Annotated in this window: 18 protein-coding genes and 1 pseudogene; 9 read left to right on the top strand and 10 right to left on the bottom strand. The window is 60.4% G+C overall.

What is annotated here, in order from left to right:
• Nucleotides 1-4 precede the first annotated feature (4 nt).
• The 6 genes from Q2941_RS13870 (at nucleotide 5) to Q2941_RS13845 (ending at nucleotide 4,710) form a co-directional block, all read left to right on the top strand.
• Nucleotides 5-946 carry a dihydrodipicolinate synthase family protein gene (locus Q2941_RS13870; protein WP_458192808.1) on the top strand — a complete coding sequence of 314 codons (942 nt, stop codon included), beginning with the start codon at nucleotides 5-7 and terminating at the stop codon, nucleotides 944-946.
• 11 nt (nucleotides 947-957) lie between these two features.
• On the top strand, nucleotides 958-1,260 hold the full coding sequence (locus Q2941_RS13865; RefSeq protein WP_458192807.1) for a hypothetical protein: 303 nt from the start codon (nucleotides 958-960) through the stop codon (nucleotides 1,258-1,260).
• A gap of 116 nt (nucleotides 1,261-1,376) precedes the next feature.
• Nucleotides 1,377-2,213 carry an ABC transporter substrate-binding protein gene (locus Q2941_RS13860; protein ID WP_458192806.1) on the top strand — a complete coding sequence of 279 codons (837 nt, stop codon included), beginning with the start codon at nucleotides 1,377-1,379 and terminating at the stop codon, nucleotides 2,211-2,213.
• 20 nt (nucleotides 2,214-2,233) lie between these two features.
• Entirely contained in the window at nucleotides 2,234-2,965 is a 732-nt protein-coding gene (locus Q2941_RS13855) for an amino acid ABC transporter permease (RefSeq protein ID WP_027526588.1), read from the top strand.
• Nucleotides 2,962-3,762, top strand: a complete 801-nt coding sequence (locus tag Q2941_RS13850) for an amino acid ABC transporter ATP-binding protein (RefSeq protein WP_027526589.1) — start codon at nucleotides 2,962-2,964, stop codon at nucleotides 3,760-3,762. Before Q2941_RS13855 ends, Q2941_RS13850 begins: the two co-directional genes overlap by 4 nt.
• 18 nt (nucleotides 3,763-3,780) lie before the next feature.
• Complete coding sequence (locus Q2941_RS13845; RefSeq protein ID WP_458192805.1) at nucleotides 3,781-4,710, top strand: dihydrodipicolinate synthase family protein; 930 nt, start codon at nucleotides 3,781-3,783, stop codon at nucleotides 4,708-4,710.
• Here the strand turns inward: Q2941_RS13845 and Q2941_RS13840 are convergent.
• The 6 genes and pseudogenes from Q2941_RS13840 to Q2941_RS13815 form a co-directional block, all read right to left on the bottom strand.
• Nucleotides 4,707-4,967, bottom strand: a pseudogene (locus Q2941_RS13840) (nitrilotriacetate monooxygenase); the annotation flags it as partial. The gene Q2941_RS13845 and the pseudogene Q2941_RS13840 overlap by 4 nt on opposite strands.
• Nucleotides 4,968-5,652: 685 nt before the next feature.
• Nucleotides 5,653-5,937 carry a YciI family protein gene (locus Q2941_RS13835; RefSeq protein ID WP_458192804.1) on the bottom strand — a complete coding sequence of 95 codons (285 nt, stop codon included), beginning with the start codon at nucleotides 5,935-5,937 and terminating at the stop codon, nucleotides 5,653-5,655.
• 50 nt (nucleotides 5,938-5,987) lie between these two features.
• Nucleotides 5,988-7,634 (bottom strand): GMC family oxidoreductase, encoded by a 1,647-nt coding sequence (locus Q2941_RS13830; RefSeq protein ID WP_458192850.1) that lies wholly within the window; start codon nucleotides 7,632-7,634, stop codon nucleotides 5,988-5,990.
• Nucleotides 7,635-7,701: 67 nt separating this feature from the next.
• Nucleotides 7,702-8,685, bottom strand: coding sequence for a quinone oxidoreductase family protein (locus Q2941_RS13825; RefSeq protein ID WP_458192803.1), 984 nt, complete (start codon nucleotides 8,683-8,685; stop codon nucleotides 7,702-7,704).
• A gap of 139 nt (nucleotides 8,686-8,824) precedes the next feature.
• Nucleotides 8,825-9,742 carry a LysR family transcriptional regulator gene (locus tag Q2941_RS13820; RefSeq protein ID WP_063621778.1) on the bottom strand — a complete coding sequence of 306 codons (918 nt, stop codon included), beginning with the start codon at nucleotides 9,740-9,742 and terminating at the stop codon, nucleotides 8,825-8,827.
• 210 nt (nucleotides 9,743-9,952) lie between these two features.
• Nucleotides 9,953-11,152 carry a LysR substrate-binding domain-containing protein gene (locus Q2941_RS13815; RefSeq protein WP_254112963.1) on the bottom strand — a complete coding sequence of 400 codons (1,200 nt, stop codon included), beginning with the start codon at nucleotides 11,150-11,152 and terminating at the stop codon, nucleotides 9,953-9,955.
• Here Q2941_RS13815 and Q2941_RS13810 point away from each other — a divergent pair.
• The 3 genes from Q2941_RS13810 to Q2941_RS13800 all read left to right on the top strand — a co-directional run bounded on the left by Q2941_RS13810 (nucleotide 11,100) and on the right by Q2941_RS13800 (nucleotide 13,247).
• Complete coding sequence (locus Q2941_RS13810) at nucleotides 11,100-11,522, top strand: alpha/beta fold hydrolase (protein WP_458192802.1); 423 nt, start codon at nucleotides 11,100-11,102, stop codon at nucleotides 11,520-11,522. The genes Q2941_RS13815 and Q2941_RS13810 overlap by 53 nt on opposite strands.
• Nucleotides 11,522-11,776: an alpha/beta fold hydrolase gene (locus tag Q2941_RS13805; protein ID WP_458192801.1), complete on the top strand. Its 255-nt coding sequence runs from the start codon at nucleotides 11,522-11,524 to the stop codon at nucleotides 11,774-11,776. The genes Q2941_RS13810 and Q2941_RS13805 overlap by 1 nt, the downstream gene beginning before the upstream one ends.
• 268 nt (nucleotides 11,777-12,044) lie before the next feature.
• Nucleotides 12,045-13,247 carry an ABC transporter substrate-binding protein gene (locus Q2941_RS13800; RefSeq protein ID WP_027526597.1) on the top strand — a complete coding sequence of 401 codons (1,203 nt, stop codon included), beginning with the start codon at nucleotides 12,045-12,047 and terminating at the stop codon, nucleotides 13,245-13,247.
• Between the two features lie 574 nt (nucleotides 13,248-13,821).
• On the opposite strand, the gene Q2941_RS13795 is transcribed toward Q2941_RS13800, so the two are convergent.
• The 4 genes from Q2941_RS13795 to Q2941_RS13780 all read right to left on the bottom strand — a co-directional run bounded on the left by Q2941_RS13795 (nucleotide 13,822) and on the right by Q2941_RS13780 (nucleotide 18,711).
• Complete coding sequence (locus tag Q2941_RS13795; RefSeq protein ID WP_458192800.1) at nucleotides 13,822-14,271, bottom strand: MaoC family dehydratase; 450 nt, start codon at nucleotides 14,269-14,271, stop codon at nucleotides 13,822-13,824.
• A gap of 41 nt (nucleotides 14,272-14,312) precedes the next feature.
• Nucleotides 14,313-15,071 (bottom strand): sulfite exporter TauE/SafE family protein, encoded by a 759-nt coding sequence (locus Q2941_RS13790; RefSeq protein ID WP_458192799.1) that lies wholly within the window; start codon nucleotides 15,069-15,071, stop codon nucleotides 14,313-14,315.
• 162 nt (nucleotides 15,072-15,233) lie between these two features.
• Nucleotides 15,234-15,806, bottom strand: coding sequence for a helix-turn-helix domain-containing protein (locus Q2941_RS13785; protein ID WP_458192798.1), 573 nt, complete (start codon nucleotides 15,804-15,806; stop codon nucleotides 15,234-15,236).
• Nucleotides 15,807-15,909: 103 nt separating this feature from the next.
• Nucleotides 15,910-18,711, bottom strand: a complete 2,802-nt coding sequence (locus Q2941_RS13780; RefSeq protein WP_458192797.1) for an ATP-binding protein — start codon at nucleotides 18,709-18,711, stop codon at nucleotides 15,910-15,912.
• Nucleotides 18,712-18,962: the final 251 nt, after the last annotated feature.

Below are 18,962 nucleotides of genomic sequence, written 5' to 3'. Positions count from 1 at the left end.
GGCAATGAAGAAACCAGGCTTGCGCGGCGTCACGGTCGCGACCGTGCTGCCCTTCAGGGACGACAGCTCGATCGACTGGGACGGTTACGCCCGCGTGCTGGACTATTGCGCGTGTCCGGACGGCATCGCGGCGGTGTTCGTCAACGGCCATGCCGGCGAGGGCGGGTCGCTCTCGGACGACGAACGTCAGGCGGTGATCGAGCGGACACGCCAGCAGATCGGCGGCAAGCCGCTGCTATCAGGCATCATCGCGCATTCCACCGCGGAGGCAATCCATCAGGCCCAGCTCGCGGAAGCGGCCGGCGCCGATTGCGCCGTGTTGTTCCCGCCCGCGCCGCTCGGCGGCGGTGCCTCGGCGACCTCGCGCGCGCCGGTGGCTTTCGTGCAGGCAGTCAGCTCCGCGATCGGAATTCCCGTGTCGATCTTCCAGTATCCGCTGGCATCCGGATTTGGCTACTCGCCGGAGACGCTGGCCAAGATCGCCGCGCTCGACAACGTCATCGCCATCAAGGAGGGCAGCGACACTATCTTCGCCTATGACGAGAACCGGCGGGCGGTGAAGCAGGCCGACGCTTCCGTCGCGATCCTGCCGTCGAACTTCAACTGGTTCCTGCCGCAGCTCGCCGTCGGCGGCGACGGTATTCTCTCCGGCCTCGTCAGCCTCGCGCCGCATCTGTTCGTCGCGCTGTGGCAGGCCTCGCTCGCCGACGACCTCAAGGCGATGCGCGCCGTCAACGAGCGGCTCTATCCGATCGTCCGCGCCATCTACGGGCCTGCGCCGATCATGGACATGCACACGCGCATGAAGGTGGGGCTGAAGGCGCTCGGCCTGATCCGCAACGCCGATCCGCGGCCGCCGTTGCTGCCGGTTCTGCCCGCGCTATGCGACGCCATCGCAACGACGGTCGGAGCCGCGCGCGCGACCGGCGACATCCGTCTGGCATGAGGGACGTGCCGATGCGGGACGAAGCCTTCATCCATATCGTGCGGGTCGACATCGATCCCGAGCACGAGGCTGCGTTCAACGCCTGGTACGAGCAGAAGCATTTTCCCGATCTGCTCGCCTGTCCCGGCTGGCTCTCGGCAAAGCGCTTCGTCTCGATTGGCGATGGGCCGAAATATGCCGCGATGTACGAAGTCGCGGGGCGATGGGCATTCGAGACGCCGGAGTTCCTGAAGGTGAAGGGTTTTGGTCCGTTCGAATCCCTGGTGAAGAATTTCATGCGCATCCAGCTCAGGCCGATGTCTGGACCGGCTTGAGGGGATCGCTGATGATGCAGCCGGCCGTGTCGAAAAGATCCGGTTGGCCGCATCCAAGAACGTTGAGGGGAAGGCCGGCGAGGATCTGGTTTTTGGCGTCTTACTGGAGGTTCAAAATGTTCTCGACACTGCTTCGCTTGATTTCCGCTATTGCGCTCGTTCTCGCATCCACGGCGGTGCATGCCGCCTGTACGCCAGCGATCACTGACGACGATCTGATCGCGCCCGGGAAATTGCAGCTTTCCATCAACCCGACCAATCCGCCGCAGCAATTCGTCGACAAGGACGGCCAGTTGCAGGGCCTCAACGTCGAGCTCGCCGCCGAGCTCGGCAAGCGGTTGTGTCTTCCGGTCGAACTCGTCCGGATGGACTTTCCCGCAATGATTCCCGCGCTCAACGCGGCACGCATCGACGGCATCGACACCGGCATGTTCTGGACCGAGGAGCGCTCCAAGCTGATGTACATGGTGCCTTACGCCATTCAGGCCATTTCAGTCGTGGTGGCTCCCGACAACGGCACAAAAATTGCTACCGAAAACGATCTGATCGGAAAATCGTCCGCCGTCGAGGTCAGCAGCTACCAGATGAACTGGCTCAAGAAGCTCAGCGATGCCAGCGTGGCGAAAGGTGGAGCCGCCGTCGAGATGCGGACGTTCCCCACCGCGACAAACGTAGTCAGCGCTCTGCTTGCGGGACAGGTCGACAATGCCTTGCTCGTCGATAGCGTGGCGCGCGATCTCACCAGCCGCGGCCGCGTGAAGGAAGTGCTGAGCGGTCTCGGCACCGCGCGCACGACGCTGGGTTTCCGCAACAAGGCGGTGGTCGACGCCGTCGTCAAGGCGCTCAACGCGATGCGCGCCGACGGCAGCTATCAGGCGCTGTTCGACAAGTTCGGCCTGACCAGCATGCCGGCCGACCGGCCGCTCGCAATCGCCGGCCCCGGTCCGGCCTGATACCCTACGGAGACCAGCCGATGAGCCATTTCAGTCCGACGGCCGCCGTCAGCTACTTCTTCAACTACTTCCTGATGAAGGGAGTGCTCGTCACCATCGGCCTGACGGTGGCGGCGGTGGTCGGCGGATTGATCCTCGGCATGGGCATCGCGTTGCTGCGCATGTCGTCCAATCCGGTGCTGGCGGGTGCAGCACGCTTCTACATCTGGTTCTTCCGCGGCACGCCGTTGCTGATCCAGCTCGTGGTGATCTACAGCGGCTTGCCGCAGCTGGGGATCAAGTTCAGCGTGATCACCTGCGCGCTCGTCGGGCTCATCCTCAACGAGGCGGCATATCTCGCCGAGATCGTGCGCAGCGGCTTCATGGCGGTATCGGCGGGTCAGCGCGAAGCCGCCTGGGCGCTCAGCCTGTCGCCCTGGGTCACGTTTCGCCGCGTGACCCTGCCGCAGGCGTTCCGGCTGATGATCCCGCCGCTCGGCAACTCCATCAACTCGCTCTTGAAGGCGACCTCGCTCGCCTCCGTGATCTCGGTCGAGGAGCTCATGCGCCGCAGCGACATGCTGATGCAGGAGCATTTCCAGATCCTCGAAGTCTATGCGGCGGCAACGGCGTATTACCTGATCCTCACCTCGGTCTGGGATGCGGTGCAACGACGGTTGGAAAAGCATTTCGGTAGATCGAGTGTTGCGAAATCCAGGAAGGTCGCGACGAGGGCGCCGGTCGCACAGGCTAGCGTGGAGGCCCGGGCATGAGCGAGATGTCGATGAATACGGCGAGTGGTGTCGAAGGCGCGATGGCGCAGCCGCAGTTGCGAGAGGTTCCCGCGGTTCGCATGGAGGCGGTCTACAAGCACTATGGCGACTTCACCGCGCTCGACCAGATCGACCTCAAGGTCGCCAAGGGCGAGAGGATCGTGGTCTGCGGTCCCTCCGGCTCGGGCAAGTCGACGCTCATCCGTTGCATCAACCACATCGAGAAGCACGATGAGGGGCTGATCTGCGTCAACGGGATCGAGCTCGATCGGCAGCGCAAGAACATCGACGCGATCAGGCGCGACACCGGCATGGTGTTCCAGAGCTTCAATCTGTTCCCGCACATGACGGTGCTGGAGAACTGCATCCTGGCGCCGATGACCGTGAACGGCATGTCGGAGTCGAAGGCCAGGGACCTTGCCATGCATTTCCTGACCAAGGTCCGGATTCCCGACCAGGCCGAGAAATTCCCCGGGCAGCTCTCGGGCGGCCAGCAGCAGCGCGTCGCCATCGCGCGGGCACTGTGCATGCGGCCGAAGATCATGCTGTTCGACGAGCCGACCTCGGCGCTCGACCCCGAAATGGTCAAGGAGGTGCTGGAGACCATGAAGAAGCTCGCGGAAGAGGGCATGACCATGCTGTGCGTGACCCACGAGATGGGTTTTGCCCGCGAGGTCGCCGACCGCATCGTGTTCATGAACGAGGGCAAGGTGGTCGAGCAGGCCGCGCCGGAAGAATTCTTCAAGCATCCGAAGTCGGAGCGGGCGCGGACGTTCCTCGACCAGATCATCCACTAGCTGGCGATGTCGGCGAAGATGCGGACATTCAGCGACCGCCTGCGCGGCATCCACGCCGCGACGATCGTGCCGATGACGGTCGATTTCGGAGTCGATGAGGCGCAGCTCGCAGCGCATCTCACGTCGGTGGCGTCCACGCCCGGCATCAATGGGCTCCTAGTCAACGGCCACGCCGGCGAGAATTTCGTGCTGTCGCTGGCCGAGAAGCGGCGCGTGGTGGAGCTGGCGCGCCAGCACGCGCCGAAGGACTGCCTGATCGTCTCCGGCGTCAATCATGAATCGAGCCTGGAGGCCGCGCGCGAGGCGGCTGCGCTGGAGCAGGCCGGCGCGGACGGGCTCTTGGTGTTTCCTCCCAACAGCTGGGCGCTCGGCCACGCCGATGAGTGCGTTATCGAGCATCACCGCCGCATCCGCGATGCGACGGCCGCGCCGCTGATGCTCTATGCCGCGCCCGTCGGCGCGGGTGCGATGGCCTATGCGCCGCCTCTGCTCGAGCGGCTCGTCGCGGATCCTCGCTTCGTCGCGATCAAGGAAGGAAGCTGGGAGGTTGCGGCTTACGAGCATAATCTGCGGCTGGTCCGCAAGCTGCGGCCGGAGTTCGTCGTGCTCGGCTCGGGTGACGAACATCTGCTGACGAGCTATCTGGTCGGCTCGGCCGGCAGCCAGGTCAGCCTCGCCTGCGTGGTGCCGGAGCTTGTGGTCAGCCTCTGGACTGCCGCGGAAGCCGGCGACTGGGAGGGAGCGCGCGCGGAGCACGAGAGACTGTATCCGCTTGCGGTCGCGATCTATCGCGATGCGCCGGGAGGACGGGCAACGGTGCGGCTCAAGGCCTGCCTGAAACTGCTCGGGCGTCTCTCATGTGACGCGGCGCGGCCGCCACAGCCGCCGGCAACAGCAAACGAGTTGCAGGCGCTCGAACAGTCGCTACGGATCGCCGGCGCGCTCTAAGCCGCGAAGAACGAATTGGCCGGCCGCGCGAGACCGAGATGATCGCGCAATGTCGTGCCCTCGTAATCCGCACGGAACAGCCCGCGCTCCTGCAGGACCGGCACGACGAGTTGGACAAAGTCTTCGAAGCCCTCGTGGAAGTAAGGCGGCATCACGTTGAAGCCGTCGGCGGCATGCTCCTCGAACCAGAGCTGGAGCGTGTCGGCGATGCGCTCGGCAGAGCCACACAGCACCCAATGGCCGCGGGCGGCGGCGAGGCAGGCTGTTCCAGAGGCGCCCAGGAGCCGATGATCCCGCCGAAAACGCGGTGAAAAACGTGACCACTCTGCGGACCGAAAGCCGCCAAAGAGCCTAACCAACCATCCCTGGCAAGTCCGGCGCGGGCGTTCTTCGATTCAGTTCTCGTTGGTGGCGGGTCGTCTCAATCTGAAGATTTGTCTGATTTTGAGCAGGCCGTTCACCGTCTATTGAAGTTTTGGCCCATCCCCGCGGAAGATGGACCCAGATGCTTCTCGTTGTGGCAAACGTGAACGGCATGGCTCTCTCATGTCTCCCAGGTTTTTTTGTTCCACTTGCATGGGACGCACGTTCAGGCGAAGGAATAGTCCTTTGCAAATGGTCAGCCGCCAACGAATATCTTGATATCATCGAATGGTACGGACAGAGGTCAATGCATTGAAATTGCAAGCCTATCGCTTTTCCGTGGCTCCCATGATGGACTGGAGCGAGAGTTCAAGATTTTCAATGCGTTAGAGGGCGGCGTGTGCACGACGTGTGCACCGGGAGATCAAGGAAGATCTTGCGACAGCTAATGTGAGCAGGCCTTCGGTACTGGGCTTGCGCCGCTTCAGACAGCGCGCTCGCCAATGGTTGATCCAATCAAGAATTGAAAATTCTTGCGGCATGGTTCAGCCAATAGGTTGGCGCGCGGCAGTGCCCGGGTCATCTGTTGTCAGTGAGCTTCAGAAAGCCGTTGATCCTGATCTCGTTCCACACCTTTTCCTTGAAGAACGGATCCCCTTGGTTGAACCGGCGGACCATCTCGATGTCGTCGGCCTCGACGAGCTGCATGCTTCCAATCCGCGTTTCGCCGTCCGCGGCCAAAATGGGTCCCGCAATAACGATCTTCATCGGGCTCGCTTGTAGGTAGGCCTGGTGCTTGTCGTATAGTGCGAGCCGTCGGTCGACGGAGTCGGGATAGTCGAGGCAGTGAATGGCGAAGAGCATCGCTGTGGGCCTTTCTGTTTGTGGTGGCGTAGGACCTGAAGGGCGAGTCGCTACACCGAGATCGCCGAGCGTCGGTCATCGAGGATCATCGAAGCTCCTTTCTCAGCGATCATGAGTGTCGGGGCGTTGGTGTTGCCCGAAGTAATCGTCGGCATGACGGAAGCATCGACAATTCTGAGGCCGTCTATGCCGTGTACACGGAGGCGCTCGTCCACGACCGAATTCCAGTCCTGACCCATTCGCGCTGTGCCAACCGGATGGAAAATTGTTGTTGCTATGTTTCCAGCGGCAAGCGCGAGTTCCTCGTCGGTATCGAGATGCGCGCCTGGCAAGACCTCCTCCGGCATGTACGGCTTAAAGGCATTCGTCGCCATGATCCGCCGAGTAAGTCGGACGGCGTCCACGGCGACCTGGCGGTCACGCGGATGATCGAGGTAGTTTGGTCGAATCGAAGGATGATTTCGGAAGTCTGGCGATACGAGATGCACCGAGCCCCTGCTTGCCGGTCGCAGGTTGCATACGCTCGCGGTAATGGCTGGGTAGCGATGAAGGGGCTCTCCGAAGCGATCCAAGGAGAGTGGCTGAGCATGGTATTGTAGATTCGGCATTTCCTGAGACGGATCTGACTTTGCAAAGGCACCAAGCTGGCTTGGCGCCATGCTCATGGGACCCCGCCGCAAAAAGGCATACTGCAGCGCGATGCGCGCCTTGCCGCTTAGCTTCGAGGCTAAATGGTTCAAGGTCAGGGCATTACTCACCTTGTAAGTGAGTCGCACTTGAAGATGGTCTTGAAGGTTTTCGCCAACGCCGTGCCGATCGAGCACAACGGGGATCGCGTAATTCTGGAGGCGGGCCCCTTGGCCCACGCCCGAAAGCTCGAGAAGCTGGGGGGATCCAATCGCGCCCGCGGCAAGGATGACCTCGCCGCCGTCATTGAGGTGCGCGATGACATCGGTATCGGATTGATCGAAAGCGACGCCCGTTGCTTGCCCGCATCGAAATAGTATCCGTTTCGCATGCGCGTGTGTGACGACGGTCAGGTTCGATCGATTCCTCGCCGGTCTGAGGAAGGCCTTGCTTGCGTTGACGCGAACGCCGCGACGTTGATTGACCTGAAAGTAGCCGACCCCCGAGTTGTTACCCCTGTTGAAATCAGCAGTTGCGGGGATTCCAACCTCGACGCAGGCATCCCGGAAAACGTCAAGGATCGGCCAATGGAGGCGCTGCTCCTCGATGCGCCACTCGCCGCCGGCATGATGTTCATCGTCCTCGCCGTGAACGAAATCCTCGTGCCGCATGAAATAGGGCAGAACGTCTTTCCAACTCCAGCCGGCGTTTCCCAGCTCGCTCCAGAGGTCGTAGTCCCGAGCCTGTCCTCGCATGTAGACCATGGCATTGATTGATGAGCATCCACCGAGCACCTTGCCGCGCGCGTAACCGATCTGGCGTCCGCCCAAGCCGGCTTCGGGGTCCGTCTTGTAGCACCAGTCGGTTCGCGGGTTGTCGATGCAATATAGATATCCGACCGGGATGTGGATCCAGAGGTAGTCGTCTTTGCCTCCTGCCTCCAGCAGAAGAACGCGGTGCTTGCCGCTTGCGGTAAGTCGGTTTGCAAGGAGACAGCCAGCGGTTCCCGCGCCGACGATGATGTAGTCGTAGAATCCGCTGTTCTCGGCCAACTGTTTCCTCCGGCTCATTGGGTGCTGTGCAGTTTTCAGCGTTGACACCTCCGTGACGGCGGGAGAGCCCGCCGTCACGGCGGATTCACGGTACGAGGATGAGTGAGCCTGCAGTCTTGCGGCCTTCGAGATCGCGGTGGGCCTGCGCCGCTTCCCGAAGAGGATAGGTCTTCGTCTCGATTGCCTTTAAATGTTCGAGGCGGATCGCCTCGAAGAGGGCGTCCGCTGCGGCTTCGAGTTCTTCGCGCTTGGCTGTATAGTGGGCGATTGACGGTCGGGTGACGAAGAGTGAGCCTTTGGCGCCGAGTTGAGCGAGATCAAGTGGAGGGACGTGGCCAGAGGCCGTTCCGAAGCTGATCAAGATGCCGCGGGGACGGAGAGTATCCAGGGAGCCTGCGAAGGTATCCTTGCCGATAGAATCGTATACCGCTGAGACTCCCTCACCCCTAGTGATGTCGCGGACTCTCTCCGTGAAGTTTTCCTTGGTGTAGATGATTGTATGATCATATCCGTTGGCGCGTGCGAGCTTGGCCTTCTCTTCCGAGCTGACGGTCCCGATAACCGTTGCGCCGATATGCTTGAGCCATTGGCCCGCGATGAGTCCGATCCCGCCTGCTGCGGCATGGAAGAGGACGGCGTCGCCTTTTTTCACCTCGTGACAGCGGCGGATGAGATATTCGACGGTCAGTCCCTTGAAAATGAGGCTCGCAGCGACTTCGGTCGGAATGTCGTCGGGCAGCTTGAGAGCGCGAGCGGCCGGAACGTTGCGGGCTGAGGCATAGCCGCCTGGGGGGCCGCCGACATAGACCACGCGGTCACCAGGAACGAAGTTCTTGACGCTCTCGCCGACAGCTTCGACGATTCCAACGCCTTCGACGCCGACACCGCTCGGCAAGGGCAGCGGGTAGAGACCGCTCCGATGGTAGATATCGATATAGTTGACGCCGATCGCGCGCTGAGTGATCTGGATCTGATCGGCTGCCGGTTGCTGAAGTTCTTCCGTCGTCCATTCGAGAACATCCGGAGAACCAACCTTCGAGAATTTCAGTGCATGTGCCGTCACTGGCATTTGAGTTCCCTTTGATTTGGAAGAGGAGAGTTCGGCGAACTCTATCCAAACCCCATCAAAGGAGAGCCAGCACCAATATTGCAGAGTGGTTTTTCACAATTGGAAATTTGCCTGCCGGCCTTATTGGAGGGCCGTTGGCCTAGCCGGAACTGACAGGAGCCTCGGGCCCGGCTATGTTCATTAATTGCGGCGCAGCATCGGTGATCGTCTCTGCGACGTGGTCGGCGAGAGAGCGAACGCGGGTCAACGCGTGGGATTCCGATTGCTGCAGCAGCCAAATGTCGGAAATGAAAGGCGGCTCACTCTCAAGCACACGTACTAGGCCAAGTCGATTGGCGATGAAGGCAGGCAACACGGCCAAACCAAGGCTGGCTTCCGCTGCGACCAGTTGAGCGCCCATCGTATGGGCACGAAATACGAAGTTCGGTTCAGGAGCGATGTCCGACAACCAGCGTGCCAGCGGGAGAAATGCCAGGACAGGATCCCATCCGATCAAGCGATGCTTTTCGAGGTCTGCTGCCGTTCGGGGGACCCCGTGGGCTTCGACGTAGGCGCGCGAACCATACAATCCCAGCGCGATGCTTCCGATGCGGCGCACCAGGTAGTCGCCTTGCGTTGGCCGGACCAGGCGTACCAGGACGTCGGCCTCACGCTGCGAGAGCCGCAGCGGTCGGACGTCGGCTATCACCTCCAGCTGCACTTGCGGATACCGCTGTTGAAATCCGGCAAGCCCTGGGATGATCAGGTGTTGTCCCAGCAATTCGGGGATGGCCAGGCGGACGATACCGGTCAATTGTTCTGATGGCCCCGTGGCGCCTCTCTCCAGCCAGAGCAGTTGGGCCTCCGCCGCTTCTGCAGGAGGAAAGAAGGCTTCGCCGGCTTCCGACAACACATATCCGTCCGGGCGTTTGGCGAACAATGTGGTCTTGAGCGAGCTCTCGAGCGCGGCAATCCGCCGGGCGACGGTGGCTTGGCTCACCCGCAACTCCCTCGAAGCTTCCGTTAGACTGTGCGCTCGCGCCACCGCGAGAAAGTATCGGAGATCGTTCCAATCCAAGCTGGGCTCCTGTTGGACGTCACGCAGGGGCGGTTCTGTCTTATCTCCCAGGCTGCGGGTTATGCGCGGCAGCAAAGCCTGACGCTGCTTGCCGCGACCATATCGCGAAGCCGCAAAGCCGTCTCGGAAGATTGGGCTGCCAAAAACAATTGCAACCGAAGGACATGGAGACAATATTCTGGCCCAATTTCTGGCCCTCGTCCGATTTGCTTACACATCAGCACTCCGCTGCTTCTCGCCGAACCTCTGAACTGCATAGTCCAGGAAGCTCCGCAGCTTCGGTGTCATTCGTTTGTCGGGAGCGTACAGTGCGTGCAACGGACGGGCAGGGGGTTCGTATTTTGGCAAGAGCCTCACGAGACGCCCCGTCTTGATCTCGTCGGCCACGAGTTCGTGCGGCTGCAGAAGCACACCCATACCTGCCACGGCAGCTGCACGAAGCGCTTCGCCGCTATCAGTGGAGAATCTGCCCGTGATCGGGACGGTCTCCCGACCGTGCGGTCCCTCGAACGACCACTGCGTGCGAAGCGACGTGTGCGAGAATACGAGGCATTCGTGGTGCTGCAGATCCTCTGGTTTGCGCAGTTTTTTCGCTGATTTGAGATAGTCCGGCGCCGCGCAAAGAACCATTCGAAGCGAGGCCAGATGTCGCGCCAGCAATGCGCTGTCCGAAAGTGGTCCAGTGCGGAAAACAACATCGAAACCCTCGTCCACCAGATCGACCGTCCGATTGGTAAGACTGATGTCCACGGACACCTCCGGATGTTGCTTCAGGTATGCCGGGATTTCAGGTGCCAGCGCGTGACTTCCGAAGGTAATGGGCGCGCTGATTCTTAGCCGCCCCCGCGGCGTCGAGCGGGTTTCCGCGATCAGCGCTTCGGCCGCCTCCATCTCCGCCAGGATGTTCTTCGCCCGCTCGTAGAACACGCGACCGCCGTCGGTCAGGCTCTGCCGACGGGTCGTGCGGTTCAGCAGCTTGATTCCCAGGCCGTGCTCTAGCGTCCGTATTTGCTTGCCCGCCAGTTGCGAGGACAGGTCAAGTTCGGCCGCGGCAGCAGAAATGGAGCCGAGCTCGACCGCGCTTACAAAAGCTCGCATGCATACCAATCGATCCATTTGAAACAAACCGTTTGTTGTATCGATCAATTTCGCCGATTTATCCAGATTTGTTGTATATCTTACAGTCGCGGCATTGCAATCGGCATTACGCCATCTGCTGGCCCCGGCCAGCTCAAACCTGGAAGAAAATCCAATGCGATCATTCACACAGAGAGCCGTCTTTGCTGCCGCTTTGGGCGGCGCGGCACTAACCTCAACGGGAGCCTCGGCTGAAACGCCCGATAAGCAGAAGCCCACGGTGGTGCTTGTCCACGGCGCGTTTGCCGACGGTTCGGCCTGGAACAAGGTCATTCCCTTGCTCCAGGAGAAAGGGCTGACGGTCGTGTCCGTGCAGAACCCGCTGACCTCGCTGGCCGACGACGTTGCGACCACGCGGCGCATGCTCGACAATCAGACCGGCCCCGTTGTCCTGGTGGGACACTCGTGGGGTGGCGTCGTCATCACGGAAGCCGGCAAGCACGAGCGCGTCAAAGCGCTGGTCTACGTCGCCGCATTCGCTCCATCCGAAGGGCAATCGGTCGCGGGCGTGTCCAAGGATTACCCGACACCCTCAGGTTTCGCGCACATTCTCGCAGACAAGGAGGGATTCCTGACGCTCAGCCTTGAGGGAGTGTCGAAACACCTCGCCCCAGACGTTCCGGCTGAACAAAAACCCGGCTGATGGCCGCGACGCAAACCCCTACGCGTGGAAAGAACTTCGAGGAGAAGGTCACCACCGCTGCCTGGAAGACTAGGCCGTCGTGGTATGTGGTGAGCGAGCAAGACCGCATGCTTCAGCCCGCCCTGCAGAAGGCGATGGCCGAGAAGATCTCGGCTCATGTTGTGAGCCTGCCAGCCGGGCACACGCCACAGATTTCGCAGCCGGCCGAGATTGCAAAAGTGATCCTCGCAGCTACGGCAGGCGCGCCAAAGTAGTGGCGTCCTGGCGCGCTCAGTTGTCGAGCGCTTTTTTTCTTGAACCGTGTCACGGGCAACGAGCGCGGGCGCCAAAGGCGGCCTGCGCTCAAGTTTGCCATTCGGATCCCCCGGCTTCCAGAACCGGGCCATGGCTGCCAGCAGAACTGCAAAATCGTTTTTCATCTTTGACCGTGGAGACGGCCGATCAAAGATTTCAAGCTCTGCATCACGCAGCGCACGGCATCGTTGCGAATACAAACGTCAAGAACAAACCAGGGGGCAACAGATGTCAAAGCTTGCATCGGCACTCTTCCTAACAACAGCAATGATCTCTGCGAGCCCAACATACGCATCGGGCGACGTCATACGGATCGGCGTCCTGAACGATCAGACTGGCCTCTACGCGGAATTCGGTGGTCTGGGCTCCGTGGAAGCTGCGAAATTAGCTGTCGAGGAATTCGGTGGCCGAGTGCTTGGAAAGAAGATCGAAATTGTGGCAGCCGATCATCAAAACAAGACCGATATCGGGCTCTCGACGGCAAGGAAATGGTTTGATGCCGATAACGTCGACATGATCACTGACTTGACCAATTCGGCAATCGCAATCGGCGTTCAGAACTTGGCGAAAGAACGCGGCAAGATAACTATCGCCGTTGGTCCCGGAACGACGCGGCTCACCAATGAAGATTGCTCGCCGACAGGATTTCACTGGATGTGGGACACGTACTCCCAAGCGGCTGGCACCGCCCGGGCGGTTTTGGAGAACGGCGGCAAGAAGTGGTTCATCCTGGCCGCAGACTACGCTTTCGGCCATCAGATGGCTGCAGACCTATCCAGGGCTGTGCAGGACCACGGCGGCATTGTTACTGGAAATGTTCGTCACCCTCTCGGCACCAGTGACTTCTCGTCCTTCCTCCTTCAAGCTCAGGCATCCAAGGCTGAGATTGTCGGGCTGGCAAACGCGGGAGCCGACACGATCAATTCGATCAAGCAGGCGGCCGAGTTCAACCTCGCCGGGAGCGGACAAAAGCTGGTTGGTCTCGTTGTGGTGATAAGCGATATCAGGGCGCTTGGATTAAGCAGTTCCAAGGGCCTCCTGGTAACGACCGCTTACTACTGGGATCGTGACGAAAGTAGTCGAGAGTTTGCGAGCAAGTACCAGGCTCGGACTGGCAAGAAGCCAGGCATGATTCAAGCGGGTGTCTACTCGGGAGTACTGCACTATCTGAAGTCCATGCAGGTCGCGGGCACTGAGGATGGCAAGGCCGTCGCTGCCCAAATGCACAAGCTTCCGGTCCAGGATGCGGTATCGAAGAACGCCCTTGTGCGGCAAGATGGACGGGTGATCCGGAATATGTATCTGGTGGAAGTCAAATCTCCATCCGAGTCCACGGGCGATTGGGATTACTATCGCATCGTCCGAACGATCCCTGGAGATCAAACAGCGATTCCGCTTTCAGAAAGCAAGTGTGCATTGTTGAAGCAGTAGCGGGAGCTCGAGGCGAGCGGCAGGTCCGTATCGGCCGCACTCCGGGAATGCGATAAGCGGGACCCGGGCTCGTGCCATGGTCGCCGGAAGCGTCCGCACAATCGCGATGCTACTTTGCATGGGGTTGTTTTCGATATTTTAGTTGGATCGGACATGCCTCCGCGGACGGGGTCCAAAAGCGTATTGTTGCATTGAGCTGGTGTTGCGGTTAAGCAATTGAGATGGATTGGAAATTTTCTGTCGCCCCCATGATGGATTGGACCGAGATATCTCAAAAAGCGAAGCGCAATCAGGACTTAAGCCGCACCCCGATCGGTCATGTCGTACCAAATGTAGTACTGCCGCTGGTTCGGAGCTCGACGGGTAAACGATTTCGCGCTTCTGCGTTTATATGGCGGCGGTGGCGTAACGCAGCGTAGCAGCCAAAACGGCAGCTGATGCTGGCTCCAGTGATGGTCGACATAATGGCTCGATCCATCCACGTCTGCTTTCAGGAGCGGAGTGGACGTGAAGTAGAGCCGGTCCGGACTTTCAGGTTTTGACCTAAGCAGGCCCATCGGCTCGAATGACGATTTCATGCGTCCGGGCGACGCGGAACGATGGTCATCGGAGTGAACGCATAAACTGCCTGACCATGTTGGTTGTACATCGTCCATTTCATGCCCACGGTGCCTTGCGGTTTGGTCTTCGAGGGAGTGAGGCTTTCGACTTCGCCCTCTAGATACAGGACGTCGCCGGGGCGCACCGGCGCCATCCAACTCACTCCGCCTCCAATCCCGATAATTGGATGATCACCGAAAGGGCGGCTTTCAACCAACAACCTCATTGCAATTGCGGCTGTGTGCCATCCCGATGCCGCAAGACCTTTGAAGAACGTTTTCGCGGCTGAGTCTTCGTCCAAATGCATTGGTTGCGGGTCAAATTCTGCCGCGAAACGTGTGATTTCTGGAGCGGTGATCCGGGCTTCACCGGTCCTGAATTGCATCCCGATGGCAAGGTCGTCAAACCACTCGATCATAGCCATAACCATTCTCCTCCCGGCTACCGAGGTCTGCCCTGGATCGTCTAAACTAGATAGCCGTGCACACCGTCCCACAATAGCTTCAGCGCGGTGATCACCAGCAATCCGTAGCATGCCCGATAGATCTGGCGCTGGTCCAGCTTGCCGTGCAGCCGCCAACCGGCCCACACGCCGGCGGGAACGGCGAGCAGGCACGCCGCCATTATGATCCAGACGTTGTGGCCCGGCCTCACCAGCAACAGCCACGGCACCGCCTTGAGCGCATTGCCGACGGTGAAGAACAGGCTCGTCGTTCCCGCATAGACGTCCTTGCTTAGGCCGAGCGGCAGCAGATACATCGCAAGCGGCGGTCCGCCGGAATGCGCCACCATAGTGGTGATCCCGGAGCCGAGGCCGGCGGCGATTGCCTTCGGCGTCGAGCGCGGCTGCACCGTCACCTCCGAGCCTGCGAAGAACCACAGCCCGACAAAGATCAAGGTGACAACCGCCATCACGATCGCGACCGCACGATGATCCAGCACCCGAAAAAGCAGATAGCCTAGCCCGATGCCGGCCACGAGCCCCGGCAACAGCAACTTGAGGTCCGGCTTCGACCATGTCGAAGGCTTCCAGTAGCGCAGCGCGTACAAGTCCATCGCGATGAACAATGGCGCGAGCAGGCCGCCGGCGGTCACAGGGTCCATCGCCAGCGACAGCAGTGGAATGCCGACAATGGCGAACCCGCCGCCGAACGCGCCCTTCATGAAGCAGATCAGGAAGACGCCGGCAAAAGCGACCAGGATCGTGGTGGTTGTCAGTTCCATGGCTCGTGGTCTTCCCGATGCTCGTGACCGTCGTCGTACGGGGCCACTCCGTCTCGGTACAATCAGTACGCAATCGGAGCAAAACGACAATGATCCGCACTTTGTTTCCGGTTCAAGTACAACATTGCACTCGGTACAACTGCTGTGCGGACCTCGTGGCGCTCAAGTGTCGATCGCATTGGGAGTTTGGCCGCGCAGTCTGAGCTGGCCACCCAATAATGCACCGAGTGCCTCGCCGGGATCGATGCGCGGTAATTCGGCTTCGTTGAAACCGCTCCTCGCGCGCAGCGCATTTATGTCGAGCGCCGCCGTCGTTTCGCGACGATATTGGCCGGGTGCTTGGCCCGTTGACCTCCTGAATGCGCGAGTAAAGTTTGCTTGGCTTGAGAAGCGGAGAGCCAGCGCGATTTCGACCAAAGGCGCGTCGCCTTCGACCAACAGGACTTTCGCGCGCTCAAGGCGCCTCGCAACAACATACTGACGAGGCGATCGCCCCACGGCTTGCTTGAAGGCTCGCGCAAAGTGGAACCGACTAAGGCAGGCGACCGACACCATGTCATCAAGTGTGAGGTCACATTCCAGATGGCGATCGATGTAGTCAAGTACGCGAAAGAGTCTGCGTCGATCGAGCCTTCCTTTAGCCGACGGGCCGACAGATTGGGTGATTGGCACTATGGTTCCCGGTTGAACCAGCCTCGCGGCAAGGGCGACCGATTGTTTGCTTCCAATTTCCAAGACGGCCTCCTACTAGATCCTCGCTGGATTGCACTTGGCGAGAATAGGCAGCCGAACGACCTGCGCGGCATCCGTCAAATGACCAGTCCGGTGACCGATCGTGTCAAGGTGCCGAATTGGCCGTGGAGAGGATGGAAGACAGACCCGATCGGGAGGTGATTCCGATCTTCGAAAAAACTCGCTGCAGGTGGTAGCCGACGGTCCGGTGAGACAGATAGAGTCTCGCCCCTATGACCTTGTTCGAATGCCCCTGGGCAGCGAGCTGGGCGATGTGCAGCTCCTGCGGGGTCAGGTTCTCCCAAACCTGCGCGGTCCGGCGAAGGCTTGCCTCGCCCGCTGCTCGCAATTCTTCTCGCGCGCGATCACTCCAAGGAGACGCGCCAAGCGCATCGAAAATATCTCGTGCCTGGCGCAGCGGAGCACGCGCATCGGCGGAGCGACGGTGTCGGCGCAGCCAGGCGCCATAGGCGAGCAAGAGACGCCCTCGCAGGAAGGGCCAATTCTTCGCAGCTGGCCCAAGACCTGCCAGGAAGTATCGTTCGGCTTCCTCGTTCGCCGCAACCAATGCCTTGCCGTAGGACAACATCGTTTCGACCCACGGTACCGGTTCGGGGGCAGACACGCGTTCCATCTCATCGATGACGCCGCGCGCATCTTGCAGGCGATCCGATTGAACAGCCGCCTCGACAAAGTCGGCCAGCGCAAAGAACTGCAGACCAGCGTTGAAGGCTGGATCGGCAGGCACAAACAGACGCTGCAGATGCTCGAACGCTTCTGAATGCCGGCCGGCGCTGATTGCCGCTATGCCCCGCGCCATTTGCAGCATCGCGAGCAAGAAGCTTGCGCCACTGGACAAAACGAGGCGTTCCGCCTGAGTCGCATATTCTTCGGACCGCTCCAGACTGCCTTGCATGCCGGCAACCTTTGCTTTCACGATGGTGGCGGCTGCCTTCCATACGGTGGATCCTGTCTCTTCCGCAAAACGGATCGCTTCCTCGGCTTCCCTCATTGCGCCGATCCAGTCGCCCACTTCCATTTCGGCCCATGCTTGCGCGAAAAGCGCACGCGCCAAATTGCCAACTCGAGCCTGTTTTCGCAGCTCTGCAGTGGATTCAGCCAGAAAGCTCACACCAAGATCGAATGCGCCGATGACATTCGCGGTGCTTCCCAGGATGCGCGCGATATGAGGATCGTTACCCCTCCTTTCGGACAGCGCCTTCAGTTTTGCGTACACCTCGCCACCCCGGCGAAGTGGCTCGGCATAGGCGCATATCGCGATGCCGCGTGGGTCGAGGTCCAGCAGCTTCAGTCGCCTTGCGCCGGCGAGAACGTTTGAGCACGTGTCGCTGCTCGCGTTGCTCCACCAGCAGCGTTGTGCCGCTCTCCAGAGAAGATTGCTTGCCAGGTCCTTCGCGCCGCTCGCATGCGCCTGGTCGGAAAATTTGACCAACGCGGAGATTCTGCCGGGATCGTTGACCGTCAACGGTTGGCTCATTTCGCGACACCACCCGACTCGCGCTGCACCCAGATCGTCCGATGGATCAACCGCGGCCTCCCGCAACAGATGTTCAAGCAACTTCGGCCGCCCGAGGTCCGTTACAATTTCGGCAGCCTGCAAAAATCGCTCCCTCCTGGTCTCTGCCGTCTTACTTAGTTTTGCTGCATTTTGCAGGACTTCGACGACCACGGTGAGGGCACCTCTGCGCTGCGCTCGACGTGCCATGAGATCCAGTTCGGCGGCCAATTCATCGTCAGGACCCAATGCCGCCGCCGCACGATGCCAAAGCTTGCGATCTTGATCCTCGATGACCCCGGCGAGTGCAGCGTGAACCGTTTGACGCACTGCTAGGTCGGCGGCCTGGTGGATCGCGGATCGCGCGAGAGGGTGTCGAAACCGCACTTCCGCTGCGTCGAGATCGATGAGCTTTGCCGAGACAGCGGGCTCAAGGGCTGCTACATCAATGTTCCGGGCGAGCAGCACTTCGCCGGCGCGCATGATTTCGTAGAGAGAGCTTCCGTCGTTTTCAGCGGCGGTATACAGCAGCATACGCGTGGCCTCGGGAAGGTCGGATAGACGGCTCGAGAATGTGTGTTCCAGCCGCTCCGTCAATGGGATCCATGCGGTCTCGCGGTCATCTTCCGACCGCAAGCTGCGCGGCAGCTCCACGAGGGCCAGGGGATTGCCGGCGGCTTCTCTCAAGAGGCGGCTGTGCAGATTCTTGGAAAGGCCGGGCGCCTGGATCTCAAGCAATCGGGCCGCATCGGCTTCGCCGAAAGCCGGAACGAGATGCCGCAAGGTATCTGCATCGCCAAACGGAAGCTCGAAACCTTCGCGTAAAGCCAGCAGCAGAACTATGGGGTCCGAACTCAAGCGGCGGGAAACAAAGGACAGAACCTGGCGCGTCGTTTCGTCCAACCATTGGGCATCGTCAACCACCAGCAAGATTGGCTTGTGAACTGCGCCTTCAGTCAGGAGTGTGAGCGTTGCAAGCGCAACCAGCCAAATATCCGGCGCTTCGGTGGTTGCGCCGCCCATGCCAAATGCATTGAACAAGGCAGATCGTTGATTGGCAGGCAAAGATTTTGCCTGCTTCATGAGCGGATGCAATGCCTGTTGAAGCCCGGCGAAAGCCAAATGGGCTTCGGCGAGAACGCCCGTCATGCCGAGCACAACGATGCCGCGTTCGCGCGCTTGAGTTTTGGCCTCCTCGAGCAGCGCTGATTTGCCAATTCCGGCTGCTCCGCTGAGAAACAGAGTAGTCCCCCCTTGATCGATCCGGTCGAGAAGCTGATCGATGAGGGCGATTTCCGTTTCTCGTCCCAGCAAGAATGGCGCGCTGGATCGCGGGATACGATCGTGCTGCTTCTGCTGGGGTAACGCGGACTTTTTCAGCCGTTTCGCCATCTTGGGCTTTGCGCTCTACCGGAGACCATTCCAGTCCAATCCCGAGGCATACCCTATCATGCGCCAGCGAAGAGGGCATGCGGCATCCGGCTCCGTTCCTGCTCGCAAGAGTTGGTAGCTCACCGAAACCTGTTTTCGGGGGAGCCCCGAAACACCATTGGCTCGCGTTTGCCGTCGTCCCAGACATGCGGCGCTAACCCTTTGACTTCACTGCCGTTGCGCCAAGGCAGTAGACCTGTCTCTTATACACA

It is taken from the genome of Bradyrhizobium sp. UFLA05-153, assembly GCF_054185185.1.
This window is presented reverse-complemented; position numbering and strand designations above follow the sequence as displayed.